Annotated in this window: 12 protein-coding genes; 6 read left to right on the forward strand and 6 right to left on the reverse strand. The window is 38.4% G+C overall.

What is annotated here, in order from left to right; translation table 11 throughout:
* Positions 1–1,364, forward strand: a 1,364-nt coding sequence (locus tag AC1DPQ_RS04720) for a trypsin-like peptidase domain-containing protein (protein WP_477608166.1), incomplete at its 5' end; no start/stop codon positions are given.
* 58 nt (positions 1,365–1,422) lie between these two features.
* Here AC1DPQ_RS04720 and AC1DPQ_RS04725 read toward each other — a convergent pair.
* Complete coding sequence (locus tag AC1DPQ_RS04725; RefSeq protein WP_083505280.1) at positions 1,423–1,767, reverse strand: four-helix bundle copper-binding protein; 345 nt, start codon at positions 1,765–1,767, stop codon at positions 1,423–1,425.
* 824 nt (positions 1,768–2,591) lie between these two features.
* On the opposite strand from AC1DPQ_RS04725, the gene AC1DPQ_RS04730 reads away from it, so the two are divergent.
* Both AC1DPQ_RS04730 and AC1DPQ_RS04735 read left to right on the forward strand, forming a co-directional pair.
* Positions 2,592–3,095, forward strand: coding sequence for a hypothetical protein (locus tag AC1DPQ_RS04730; protein ID WP_477582462.1), 504 nt, complete (start codon positions 2,592–2,594; stop codon positions 3,093–3,095).
* Between the two features lie 289 nt (positions 3,096–3,384).
* Positions 3,385–3,576 carry a cold-shock protein gene (locus AC1DPQ_RS04735; protein ID WP_010599638.1) on the forward strand — a complete coding sequence of 64 codons (192 nt, stop codon included), beginning with the start codon at positions 3,385–3,387 and terminating at the stop codon, positions 3,574–3,576.
* A gap of 89 nt (positions 3,577–3,665) precedes the next feature.
* Here the strand turns inward: AC1DPQ_RS04735 and AC1DPQ_RS04740 are convergent, their stop codons facing one another.
* Positions 3,666–4,787: a TlpA family protein disulfide reductase gene (locus tag AC1DPQ_RS04740; protein WP_477582464.1), complete on the reverse strand. Its 1,122-nt coding sequence runs from the start codon at positions 4,785–4,787 to the stop codon at positions 3,666–3,668.
* Positions 4,788–5,124: 337 nt separating this feature from the next.
* Between AC1DPQ_RS04740 and AC1DPQ_RS04745 the strand changes: the two genes are divergently transcribed.
* The 3 genes from AC1DPQ_RS04745 (at position 5,125) to AC1DPQ_RS04755 (ending at position 8,654) form a co-directional block, all read left to right on the forward strand.
* Positions 5,125–5,805, forward strand: coding sequence for a succinate dehydrogenase cytochrome b subunit (locus AC1DPQ_RS04745; protein WP_477608168.1), 681 nt, complete (start codon positions 5,125–5,127; stop codon positions 5,803–5,805).
* 17 nt (positions 5,806–5,822) lie between these two features.
* Complete coding sequence (locus AC1DPQ_RS04750; RefSeq protein WP_057931499.1) at positions 5,823–7,802, forward strand: fumarate reductase/succinate dehydrogenase flavoprotein subunit; 1,980 nt, start codon at positions 5,823–5,825, stop codon at positions 7,800–7,802.
* Between the two features lie 81 nt (positions 7,803–7,883).
* Entirely contained in the window at positions 7,884–8,654 is a 771-nt protein-coding gene (locus AC1DPQ_RS04755) for a succinate dehydrogenase/fumarate reductase iron-sulfur subunit (protein ID WP_477582466.1), read from the forward strand.
* 489 nt (positions 8,655–9,143) lie between these two features.
* Here AC1DPQ_RS04755 and AC1DPQ_RS04760 read toward each other — a convergent pair whose 3' ends face one another.
* From AC1DPQ_RS04760 to AC1DPQ_RS04775, 4 genes are read right to left on the reverse strand one after another with little or no spacing between them, the layout of a single operon-like run.
* Positions 9,144–9,542 (reverse strand): energy transducer TonB, encoded by a 399-nt coding sequence (locus AC1DPQ_RS04760; protein WP_477584961.1) that lies wholly within the window; start codon positions 9,540–9,542, stop codon positions 9,144–9,146.
* Positions 9,543–9,567: 25 nt separating this feature from the next.
* A complete protein-coding gene (locus tag AC1DPQ_RS04765; RefSeq protein ID WP_477584962.1) occupies positions 9,568–10,200 on the reverse strand; it encodes a TonB-dependent receptor plug domain-containing protein in 633 nt (210 codons plus the stop codon).
* A 5-nt stretch (positions 10,201–10,205) separates the two neighbouring features.
* On the reverse strand, positions 10,206–12,191 hold the full coding sequence (locus AC1DPQ_RS04770; protein ID WP_477608170.1) for a TonB family protein: 1,986 nt from the start codon (positions 12,189–12,191) through the stop codon (positions 10,206–10,208).
* The gene (locus tag AC1DPQ_RS04775) at positions 12,188–12,565 is read right to left on the reverse strand and encodes a BlaI/MecI/CopY family transcriptional regulator (protein WP_029280636.1); all 378 of its coding nucleotides are present in this window, start codon (positions 12,563–12,565) and stop codon (positions 12,188–12,190) included. Before AC1DPQ_RS04775 ends, AC1DPQ_RS04770 begins: the two co-directional genes overlap by 4 nt.
* Positions 12,566–12,583 lie beyond the last annotated feature (18 nt).

The raw sequence follows: 12,583 nt of genomic DNA on the forward strand, positions 1-12,583 counted from the left end.
CAGTTGCGCCAGGTGTGGTCCATATTAAAACAACATATGCGGCACAAAATGGTGGCAGTAAAAGTTCGTCCCCATTTGATATGATGGAAGATTTCTTCGGTGGCGGCGGTGGTCGTCAAATGCAACGTCAGCCTAGAGCAGCATCGGGTTCTGGTGTAATTATCAGTCAGGATGGTTATATCGTAACCAATAACCACGTGGTAGAAAATGCAGAGAAGGTAGAGGTGGTTTTAACAGACAGACGTAAAGTTGAGGCAAAAGTAATTGGCCGCGATCCGAATACTGATTTAGCTTTGATTAAAGTAAATGCAACGGGCTTACCTGTTGTAAAAATGGGTAACTCAGATAATGTACAGGTTGGAGAATGGGTTTTAGCGGTTGGTTTCCCGTTAGATTTAAATACTACGGTAACAGCTGGTATTGTGAGTGCAAAAAACCGTAGTATTGGTATTATTGGTCGCGAGCAACAAGGCAACGAAATTACTGAAGAGGAATATCGCGAATACCAACGTACGGGTAAAAAACCAGATCGTCCGGCAAATACCAGTATCGAATCATTTATCCAAACCGATGCAGCCATTAACCCAGGCAACAGCGGTGGTGCGCTTGTAAACGCAAATGGCGAATTGGTAGGTATTAACTCGGCAATTGCATCGCAAAGCGGGTACAATCAAGGTTATGGATTTGCAATTCCAGTTAATCTTGCCCGTAAAATTGTTGATGATTTTATGAAATATGGCTCGGTTAAACGTGGTTATATTGGCGTTAACTTTGTACCATTAAGCGGAGAAGATAAACCTGAAGGCATTAAAACCAACGAAATAAGCGGTTTATATGTGAATGATGTAGTTGCCGGTGGCGGTGCTGCAGCAGCAGGCATTAAATCAGGTGATGTAATCAAAAAAGTTGATGGCGTAGTGATCAACGATTCTCCTGATCTTCAGGAAAGAGTTGGTCGTTTAAATCCAGGCGATAAAGTTAAATTAACGGTGTTACGCGATGGTGCACTGAAGGATTACACCGTAACTTTAAAAGGAGAAGCCAGCGTTGGCCTTACAGCCAAAAATACAACAAGCAAAGGCGCTGAGGTTTCGAAATTAGGTGCAACTTTTGCTCCTGCTACTCAAGCCCAGAAATCGAAATATGGCATAAATAGTGGTGTTGTAGTAACGTCTGTAACCACAGGAAAAGCATTTGATAATATTGGTGTTGAAAAGGGGCTAATCATTACTAAAGTGAATGGCCAACCTGTAAATTCTGTAGCCGATGTCCAAAAAGCATTGCCTTTAGGCAGAAACAACATGGTGAGTATTTCTGGTGTTGGCGAGCAAGGTTCTTATAACTATAGCTTCCCAGCGCAGTAATTGATCTGATAAAAAATAGTTTTTAAAAGCGTCCCGATTTAAATCGGGACGCTTTTTTTTAATCCTGATGGATCGGTTCGTGATTGGCATGGCAGGCATCTGCACATTCCTCGCAGGCAACAGCGCATTGTCTACAATGTTCATGATCGTGTTTGCTACATTCGGCTGCACAAAGCCTGCATATTTCTTCACAGAGCAATAAATATTGATGCCCGATAATTGAATCTCTTTGCAATAACCGGGCTGCCTGGGTACAGATATCTGCGCAATCCCGATCTAGTTTAATACAGTCAATCATCATGTTGATGTCTTCTTCTTTTAAGCAGGACGATGCACAATGCTCGCAAGCTAGCGCGCAATCTAGTAAAGCCTGGATTAAACCATGGTTGTTTCTCGTTTCCATATCGTAAAAGTTTTGGTTATACCTATTTTGTATATTAATAACCTGTTGGAAATTAAACTGTTTTAAAAAAAATGAAATTGGCGACTGGTTGCTTTGTGCGCAGCTAATTCAATAGTGTATGCCCTATAATCTATTAGGTTGTATTTTTAGCCACAGAGGAGGCACAGGTCATTAAGTTAAGCGCCATGGTTGTCAGTCTGTCCAAAGGACTCCTGTGGAGAGCGTAGTCGAAGATCATTATTTTCGCATTTAAAAACCCAATTTAATATTTTCATGTTTGAAGCGCAATGCTTGTACATAGCAATAAGTGCGTTCCCGTTTTACGCTTATACGCTTTGCTGCCTCGTACCTCGTTGCTGCAGGGTATCGCTTCAACCGGGGCTAGCTGGCCACAACAGCATTTCATTTTTGGGGTTGCAGGGTGTACAACCCCTTGTTCTTAAACCCGACAATAGCGGCAGCTCCCGATTTAAGAACTGTTTTCTTCTTTTTATGGTGTGCTTGCTTGTTCACAGGTTTCATCGGGACTAAAGCGAATGGCGGGACTGCAAACCGCCAAGAACTACTACCGTTACATTTTCTAATAAAAAGACTATCCTTCAACTACGCTCGAGTTGCCCCCTTCAGGAAATCTCGAAATGTTAAAATATCTTAAATAACGGGCTGTTCAGCCAAATCCCTGTACTCAAACCAATATTCATCCGTTTTTCATAATCAAGATTTAGTTTCGCTATTTACCGATTGATAATCAGCGTTTACCGATACGCTATAAATTAATTTTTTTTATTGTTCCATATTTGAATCAGCAACAAAAACCGAATATTATGGCTTTAGCTAGCATTAACCTCAGCGTAAAACAATATTTCAATTTCATGTGCAGAACAGATTTTGAAAGACGGATATTTCACGATACTTACAAAGAATTTCAAAAAAGATCAAAAATATACAACTTAGATGAGCACGCACATACCTTTTCTCAGATGCAGCAAGCCAGCGAAAAGGCAAATACATTACACCAAAAGCTTCAGTACTCCGTAATGAACAGCATTGCGGCCTTAGCAAATAAAATGCCTGTTTTAAGCGATTTAGAAGATCACCCGATCCTTTTCGATTGGGCCGAATTACATATTTATGCTTCAGATCTGTTAAATAAAGCAGCGCATGTGGTATCGATCACCTATACCAGCCCGAAATTAATTTTACACGAAATCATTGGTGATCTGTTAATCTTAAGTTATAATGGTAAAGAAAACGAAACATTAGTGGTGAAAATTACCGAAAATCTGAAGGTAAATTATGAGCAGCACGAAAACCTGGTTTATAGTTAATTTAACCTGATTTCTTTCCAGATAGTCCGTATTGATTACGACGGCAATTATATGTTAGCGTAGTATTTGCTTTTTTCAGGTAGAAAAGCGGAGGCAAAGGCCTGTTTTGAACGTGCTTTATTGATAAAACCGGGCAATACATCGAGCAATGATAGACTAAATCTGGCCGCTAAATCGGGCTTAAAGGGCAAACTATCAATATATTTAGCGTTATTTATATAATAAAAAAATAAAAAATTGATTTATAGGGATTTAACTCTATCTTTGAAACAAATTAAAATACAATACAATGCAACAAGGAACAGTAAAATTTTTTAATGAAACTAAAGGTTTCGGATTTATCACTCCATCTAATGGCGATGCCGAAATTTTTGTTCATGCTTCAGGCTTAATCGATAACATTCGCGAGAATGATACCGTAAACTACGATGTAGAAGAAGGTAGAAAAGGCCTAAACGCGGTAAATGTTAAAGTAGCTTAAGAAAACTCAAACACATAAATCGTAAAAAGTCCCGATGCAAATCGGGACTTTTTTTGTGGAATCAACTTTTGAATTGTCGATCCTCACATTTATCTGCCTGCCAAATTTTTGCTGATTTCACTGTCAACAAAATCTAAAGAAAGATCATTGTTGGTTAATACAGTGCCGTTTTTATCTACTAAAAAGAAGTAAGTAACATTATAATTGCTCAGGTTCTTTGCATTGGGCGATTTCGCTCCCTGAAGATCTGAATATTGTGGCCAGGTAAGGTGGTCGTCCTTGATCACATTTACCCACCAGTCTCTTTTCTTATCGAACGATACCCCGATAAATTCTACATCTTTATTTTTATACTTCTCGTAGAGTTCAACCAATACCTGGTTGTTTTTTCTGCTTTTCCCACTGTAAGAAGTCCAGCATATAACCAGGTTTACCTTTTTAAGTATACTTAGATCGAATTTTTTTCCATCTGGATTTTCTCCTTCAATATTAGGCATTTTACTTCCCGCCATCATCTGGTTAGCTTGTTTAATCTCTTCTAACAGACTTTTACCCTTTTTGCTTTCCTGGATTTCCTTATCTAAACTGTTAAAAATCGATAAATAATTTTTGGGCTCCGAATCTGCCCTGCCCAGTTGTTCCAATAAAAAGAGGCTGTGCGCAGAACCGGGGTGCTTTTTAGCAAAGGCCTTTATGATATCCAATTGGAGTAAGATTTTTTTCTCTCTCCAACGGTCTGCATTTTTGGCCTTTTCCATAATGTTGCTTTGCGTGGCTCGGTCAAATTCCGATTCAGCAATGTCCAAACTATCAAGTAGGTTTTTACTCATGCCGTCTTTTAACTTATAATAGTTTATAAATTGCTCACCCTCTTCAGTTGGAACGCTTTTTAAAGGATATGAATTGATATTTTTTCCATCAAGAACGCCTTTGAAGCTGCCTTTATCAAGGTAGAAGTAATATTCTCCGGTGCGACTGCCATCTTCAGTTCTTAAAGTGGCATAGCCTTTTATTGGGATATTGATTTTAAAAGTCTGATTGCTATTGGTAATGTTTTCAACTTTCAGTGTTTCGCCCTTTTCAGCGCTTTGAATGGTAATTACGGCATTTGGGCCAAAGTTTTTGGTTTCGAGATTAAAAGTAGCAGGAGTTGGATCGCAGGAAGAGAAGAGGCCCGCTAATAAAGTAAGTAAATAGAGCTGTTTTTTCATGTTAATAATTTGATAGAGCAATATAACGAAAAACTTAGTTATATGGGTTTGCATAACTAAAATAAATTCTCAAAAAATCGTCATTGCGAGGAGGAACGACGAAGCAATCCTATACTTTGGTTTATTATGGCTTTCATAATGAGATTGCTTCGTACCTCGAAATGACGAATATTTGGTAAGTGAAACCACAAATGTTCCCATATTCTTTCAATTATTTCCGAATATGCTTTAGAATGTTTCTAAATAAATGTTTTATCGTTGTTTTGTCATATTCGTTTATAAATTAAACTCATAATTAGATACTTTTGCAAGAAATTTAGATATAAATCCTAATCAAATGAGTGGTTTCGGAAATGCATTTTCTTCTTCAATAGGGAAGAAATTCATCATGGGTATTACAGGTTTGTTCCTGATACTTTTTTTAATTGTACACTGCGGTATTAATGCTTTAATTTTTATTAGCGACGGTGGTTTAACATTTAACGTAGGCGCACATTTTATGGCCACTAACTGGATTATCCGGGCTGGCGAGATTGTGTTGTTTATTGGTTTGCTTGCGCACATTTTTCMGGCGTTGCGTTTAACGTTGGAAAATCAAAAAGCACGCCCAGTTAAATATGCCGTAAACGATGGTAAGGCAAACAGTAAATGGTACAGCCGTTCTATGGGCTTATTGGGTACACTTTTACTGATTTTCCTGGTGGTTCACCTGAAAGATTTTTGGGTAGTTTCCCGTTTTACAGGAATCCCAACGGTTGATGCCAACGGACATGAAGATCTTTATGCGGTAATGAAAGAGAAATTTCAGGATCCGGTAAGGGTTGTCGTATATATTCTTGCTATGTTTTCTTTATGCTACCACTTATTGCATGGTTTTGCTTCCGCATTCCAAACATTAGGATGGAACCACTCAAAATATAACGGTATAATTAAAGGAGCTGGCGTTTGGTATTCGGTTATTATTTCGATCCTTTTCGCAGCCATGCCGATTGCAGTTTATTTCGGTCTTATTCAATAATTTTTAGCACAAAAGATATGTCAGATATTAATTCAAATATTCCAGAAGGCGAATTAACCAGCAAATGGACAAAATATAAGTCTTCTGTGCCTTTGGTTAACCCATCGAACAAAAGAACTATTGAAGTAATCATAGTAGGTTCGGGTTTAGCGGGTGCTTCGGCAGCGGCTACTTTGGCCGAAATGGGTTACAAAGTAAAATGTTTCTGCTTCCAGGATTCACCACGTAGAGCACACTCAATTGCTGCTCAGGGTGGTATCAATGCAGCAAAAAACTATCAGAATGATGGTGATAGCGTTTATCGCCTTTTTTACGATACGATTAAAGGTGGCGATTATCGTGCCCGCGAAGCCAATGTGCATCGTTTGGCCGAAGTAAGTGCCAACATTATAGATCAGTGTGTGGCTCAGGGTGTGCCTTTGGCACGTGAGTATGGTGGTTTGTTAGATAACCGCTCATTCGGTGGTACACAGGTACAACGTACTTTTTATGCAGCTGGTCAAACTGGTCAACAGTTATTATTAGGCGCATATTCTGCTTTAGAACGCCAGATTGGTATGGGTAAAGTAGAAATGTATACCCGCCACGAAATGCTTGAGGTTGTTAAAATCGATGGCAAAGCACGTGGTATTATTGCACGTAACTTAATTACAGGAGAAATAGAGCGTCATTTCGGTCATGCAGTGGTATTGGGAACAGGTGGTTACGGCAACGTATTCTATCTTTCTACCAACGCGATGGGAAGTAATGTTACTGCAGCATGGAAAGCACACAAACAAGGTGCTTATTTTGCAAACCCATGCTACACGCAGATCCACCCAACTTGTATCCCGGTTTCTGGCGATCACCAGTCTAAATTAACCCTAATGTCTGAGTCGTTGCGTAACGATGGACGTATCTGGGTTCCTAAAAAGAAAGATGATAACCGTAAAGCTTCAGAAATTCCTGAAGATGAAAGAGATTATTATTTAGAGCGCCGTTACCCTGCTTTTGGTAACTTAGTTCCTCGTGATGTGGCCTCCCGTGCTGCGAAAGAGCGTTGTGATGCAGGTTATGGAGTAGGCGCTTCCAAGTTAGCAGTATACTTAGATTTTAAAGCCAATACAGAACGTTACGGAAAAATCGAAGCTTCTAAAGCCGGTAACCACAATCCTGATAAAGAAACCTGTATGCGCTTAGGTACTGCAGTAATTAAGGAAAAATATGGTAACCTGTTCGATATGTACGCGCAGATTACCGGTGAAAATCCTTACGAAACACCAATGCGTATTTATCCTGCGGTTCACTATACCATGGGTGGTTTATGGGTTGATTATAACTTAATGACATCGGTACCTGGTTTATACTGTACTGGCGAGGCTAACTTCTCAGATCACGGGGCCAACCGTTTAGGTGCATCTGCTTTGATGCAAGGTTTAGCTGATGGTTATTTCGTTCTTCCTTACACCATTGGTGCTTACTTATCAAAAGAGATTTCGGTAAAAGCAATTCCTACTGATCACCCTGCCTTTGTAGAGGCTGAAGAAAGAGCAGTTGGTATTTTAAATACACTGATCAATATTAAAGGAACTAAGTCGGTAGATCATTTCCACAAACGTTTAGGCCACATCATGTGGGAGAAATGTGGTATGGCCCGTAACGAAAAAGGTTTAAATGAAGCAATTCAGGAAATCAGAGCTTTACGTGCTGAATTCTGGAGCGATGTTCGTGTACCTGGAACAGCTGATGAATTAAACACCGAATTGGAAAAAGCTGGCCGCGTTGCTGATTTTATCGAGTTAGGCGAGTTGATGTGTATTGATGCGTTAAACCGTAACGAAAGTTGTGGCGGTCACTTCCGTGAAGAGTATCAGACAGAAGAAGGTGAAGCACTACGTGATGATGAGAATTATGCTTACGTAGCCGCTTGGGAATTTAAAGAAGGTGTAAACTTCGAACTTCATAAAGAAGAGCTGAAGTTTGAAAATATTAAAGTAGCACAAAGAAGTTATAAATAGATAAGAGATGTGAGATGTGAGACATGAGATGAAAATCTTGGCTCTCACATCTAATGTCTCAAATCTCAAATCTGAGATACAATGAGTACAGGAAATATGAACTTAACGCTAAAAGTTTGGCGTCAAAAAAATAACAATGCCAAAGGTGCTTTGGTAGATTATAAATTGGCCGATATTTCACCGGATATGTCTTTCTTAGAGATGTTCGATGTATTAAACGAACAATTAATTAATAAAGGCGAAGAGCCAGTGGTATTCGATCACGATTGCCGCGAAGGGATCTGCGGAATGTGCTCGATGTTTATCAACGGCCGTCCGCACGGACCTAAAGACTTGGTTACTACCTGCCAGTTGCACATGCGTTCTTTCAAAGATGGCGATACCATTGTTGTTGAGCCTTGGAGAGCAGCAGCTTTTCCGGTAGTAAAAGATTTAACCGTAGATCGTTCTGCTTTCGATAGAGTTATTGCTGCAGGTGGCTTTATTTCGGTAAACACAGGTAATGCGCAAGATGCGAACAACCTGCCAATCCCTAAAATGCAGGCAGATGCTGCTTTCGAAGCCGCAGCTTGTATTGGTTGCGGTGCTTGTGTGGCAACCTGTAAAAATGCTTCAGCAATGTTATTCGTATCAGCTAAAATCTCTCAGTTGGCACTGTTACCACAAGGTCAGCCAGAGCGTTATCGCAGGGTGCAGAGCATGGTTGCGCAAATGGATGCTGAAGGTTTTGGTAACTGTACCAATACTGGTGCTTGCGAAGCCGAATGCCCTAAAGGAATCTCTTTAGAAAACATCGCTCGTATGAACCGCGATTTTGCATCTGCAAAATTTATTTCAGAAGAAACCATTTAAAAGTTTAAGATATACTGTGCACCCAGCTTAACCACTGGGTTCTTGAGCCTCCACAACGTGGAGGCTTTTTAGTTTTAAAGGAAACTACAAACTAATCATTAAATAGCTGTTTAAGACACATTATCAGACTAATACTGGTTAATAGACCAAGAATAAATAATGAATAAATTTTAATGATTTGTTAGCATGCTAACGACTAAAACAGATACATATTTAATATTTGCCCGCTGTTATGAAAACATATGAAACTTTATAATTTAAAACCGAAACCTTGCACAACAAAGTGGGCTCGAAATAAAAGTTTGCGAAAGTCGCAATAATCTTATGTTTGCATATTAAAATTTTGCGTATTTAGAAATTTTATTCTGTAATATTTGCATATACATTAAAATTTTTCTAAATTTAGTCTTCCGAGACAGGAGAGAAAACATAAAACCCCGGCAATTTTGCTGGGGTTTTGTGTTTTTAAGCGGATTGATAATATTGAGTTTAGTTCATTTTAAAGTTAACGTTGATATTGTATTTAACACGCACTGGCCTGCCATCAATTAAACCTGGGTTCCATCTTGGCGATTTGTTCAATACCCTTAAAGCCTCCTCATCGGTTTCTTTGGTTAAGCTTCTTGTAATTTGAACATCGGTTAAAGTTCCATTTTTTTCCACCACAAAAGAAGCAAATACCTTGCCCTGGGTTTTATCTTTCTTGGCTACTGCGGGGTACTTAATTTCACGGCCTAAGTACTCATAAAACCTCGAAATGCCGCCTGGGTATTCTGGAGCCTTTTCCAATGAAGTAAAATCATAAACTTTGTCCTGATTATCCTGCGCTTTAGCAGAATTAAAGAACATGGCGATGCCCGTTAGGGCTAAAAAGATTAGCTTTCTCATTGTTTTTTTATTAAATGTTGATTATTTAGTTTTTCTTGGGCGTTGCTTTTGATTTTTTAGTGGTAATAATCACGACTCCATTTTTGCCCTTATCGCCATGTAAAGTTATTGCAGACGAATCTTTAAGCACTTCTATTGATTCAATAGATTGTTGATCCAGGTTTTTTATTTCTGAAACTTCTTTCCCATCAACGACATAAAGCGGCTTTGCTTTGGGGTCAAAATCTCGGTTTAGTAGGTATCGCTTTCTGACAGGCACTTCGCCATTAGGTAATGGGCGCACACTAAAGCCCGATACTTTTCCATTCAAAGTAAGGTCTATAGGTTTTATTGCTTTGTTTTTAAGTGTGTAACTGCCTACTGCATTACTTTTGGTTTTAACTTCTATTACACCTGCAAAACCATCAGCCCCATAATTAGCCCTTGCTAAACTATCTTTTAAGATGCTTACAGACTCAATGTTATTAGGATCAACCTCAGTAAGTGATGATGTGCCCCTTATATACTGTTTATTGCCATCTATTACAATTAGGGGTTCAGTGCCAGAGGCGGGTATGCCTCTAAGTATAATTTTGGTTGTTTTTGTGCTGTCTGCCTTTTGAGCAAAACCAACTAAACTAAAACCCATCATTATGGTAAAGGCGATTATATTTTTCATTTTGGTTAGAATTTTCTTTTAAGTTCAAAAAAATTAGAAGTTTTGTCGATAGTAAGTTCCTTTGCATCCAATGGTCTGAAAGCACTATTTTTAGACCCTTTACTTGTAATTAGAATTACACCCGTTTTGGCTCTTGGCCCATAAAGACTAACAGCTGCCTGATCTTTTAAAACAGAAATTGATTCTATATTATTTGGATTTATAGTACTCAATTGGCTATTGTTTGGCAACCTCACACCATCTAAGATGATCAATGCTTCTTGATTTATGCCATCTTTAAAGGTGATCCGGTTTGTTGGTATACTGCTTGTTTTAGTTTCTTTAGCGGGGTCATTGAGTGTGAAATTAACATTGATGTTGTATTTTACCCTCACAGCTAAACCATTTTGGATGCCCGGGTTCCATTTTGGCGATTCTTTTATAACCCTCATCGCTTCTTCATCGGTACCACTTCCTAAACCCCGTGTGATTTGGACATCTGTTAAAGAGCCATCTTTTTCAACCACGAAGCTGAGGAAAACTTTACCTTGCACATTATTCTCCTGCGCCATTTTTGGATACCTGATGCTGCCACTCAGGTATTTATAAAACTTGGCTATACCGCCCGGAAACTCCGGTTGTTTCTCGATTGAAACGAAATCATACACTTTATCTGTATTTTCAGATTTAACGGCACCGGTTTCAGTTTCAGTGGTTTTAGGAAGATAAGATATAATGTTAATCTTGTTCAGATTTACATATCCATCCGATTTAGGCAATAATTTATTCTTAAACTCTTCTGAAGATTCTGGAATTTTAAAACTTACCGTTAAAGCATATTTGCCATCTGCTACAGTTTTAAATCCTTTATAGGATAAAATTGCTTTCATCACTTCTTCATCGCAGCCTGCCCCCAGTTCTACATTCGATGTAATATTGGTAACCCTGCCGCCTTTTAGATTAAATTTTATCTGGGCATTACCTTGTACCTCATCACTGCTGGCTGCGCCTGGGTATTTAATATTTCTTAATAGAAACTGGTAAAATCCTTTCCAGTTTGCATCTGTTTTGCCATCAACTGAAATTTTAGGTGCTACAATTATTTTCTCAGGTGTTGTAACCATGTTTTCTACAATCTCAATCGGTTTCTCTAAAGGGATTTGATCGGTAATGGATAACAACTTCTCATTTTTGCGGACAGTAGCCGACGAAAACACAATCAGAAGGGCAAATAAAGGGATAAAAATTCCATACTTCATAATAGCGATCTTTTTAGACCGCTCTTTATGAAGCATGAAAATTCTTTTTTTGATCAATGATTTTTCTAAAAAGCCATTTGTTAAGGCATTTGGCGAAATGCCGAACGACTTACTTAGCAATAACATCGCATATTCTGCCTTATCACCCTGAAATTCGGCAGCAAGTTCATCAGCTAAAAACTCGTGGATATTTTTAATTGCTTTTTTATAAAGGTAAATCACAGGGTTTAACCAGGTGATAATCCCTATAATTTCGAAAAATAAAATATCTACGGTATGCCATTGTTTGATGTGTGCTTCTTCATGAATATCAATCACATCCATTTGTGGCAATTCCTGATCAATTACTTTTTTGCCAAAAAAAGAGAAAGCCGAGCCAGCCTTGCTTATTGAAATGAGTTTTTTAACCGCTAATAGGTTAAACACCAATCTACCTAAGAAAAACAAAATACCAGCGCAATAGATGTAAACGAATGCATTGCCCCAGTTAAAACCGGTATTGCGCTCCGTTACAATCGTTGCTTGTGCTAATACGGCTTCCCAATTAACTGAAGTATAAACCTGTTGCGCCGCTTTCTGCTCCGTTAGCCATTCTAAACGAATAAATGGTAYAGATAACGACAAAACGCCCGCAGCTACTAAATAAATGCGGTTTAAAGTGAAGTAGGTCTCCTTATCTAACAGTAATTTGTAAAAACCGAAAAAAACAATTAAGTATAAGTTCACCTGTAATAGGTAGTGGGCAAAACTCATTTTGGCTTATGTTTAATTTTATTAATCATTTTTAAAATTTCATCAACATCGCTTAAATCCAGTTTTTCTTCTTTAACGAAGAAAGAGAACATACTCTCTACCGAATTTTCGAAGTAATTGCCCAACAATTTTTCTGTTGCATGGCGTTTATATTCTTCTCTACTGATTAAAGGATGATATTGATGGGCCTTACCGAAGGCTTCATGACCAATAAAACCTTTAGTTTCTAAAATTCTAATAATGGTTGATACGGTATTGTACGCAGGTTTAGGGAGGGGGAGTTCATCAATAACTTCTTTGACGAATGCTTTTTCCAATTGCCATAAAACCTGCATAATCTGTTCTTCGGCTTTGGTTAAATCTTTAATTTCCATAATAGTTAATAATAATAA

The organism is Pedobacter sp. 01T416_2 (genome assembly GCF_056398925.1).

Excerpts from the sequence above, each read along its gene's own strand:
- AC1DPQ_RS04725 (WP_083505280.1), bottom strand. The coding sequence starts at position 1,767 with ATGGAAACGAGAAACAACCATGGTTTAATCCAGGCTTTACTAGATTGC.
- AC1DPQ_RS04730 (WP_477582462.1), top strand. The coding sequence starts at position 2,592 with ATGGCTTTAGCTAGCATTAACCTCAGCGTAAAACAATATTTCAATTTC.
- AC1DPQ_RS04735 (WP_010599638.1), top strand. The coding sequence starts at position 3,385 with ATGCAACAAGGAACAGTAAAATTTTTTAATGAAACTAAAGGTTTCGGA.
- AC1DPQ_RS04740 (WP_477582464.1), bottom strand. The coding sequence starts at position 4,787 with ATGAAAAAACAGCTCTATTTACTTACTTTATTAGCGGGCCTCTTCTCT.
- AC1DPQ_RS04750 (WP_057931499.1), top strand. The coding sequence starts at position 5,823 with ATGTCAGATATTAATTCAAATATTCCAGAAGGCGAATTAACCAGCAAA.
- AC1DPQ_RS04755 (WP_477582466.1), top strand. The coding sequence starts at position 7,884 with ATGAGTACAGGAAATATGAACTTAACGCTAAAAGTTTGGCGTCAAAAA.
- AC1DPQ_RS04760 (WP_477584961.1), bottom strand. The coding sequence starts at position 9,542 with ATGAGAAAGCTAATCTTTTTAGCCCTAACGGGCATCGCCATGTTCTTT.
- AC1DPQ_RS04765 (WP_477584962.1), bottom strand. The coding sequence starts at position 10,200 with ATGAAAAATATAATCGCCTTTACCATAATGATGGGTTTTAGTTTAGTT.
- AC1DPQ_RS04775 (WP_029280636.1), bottom strand. The coding sequence starts at position 12,565 with ATGGAAATTAAAGATTTAACCAAAGCCGAAGAACAGATTATGCAGGTT.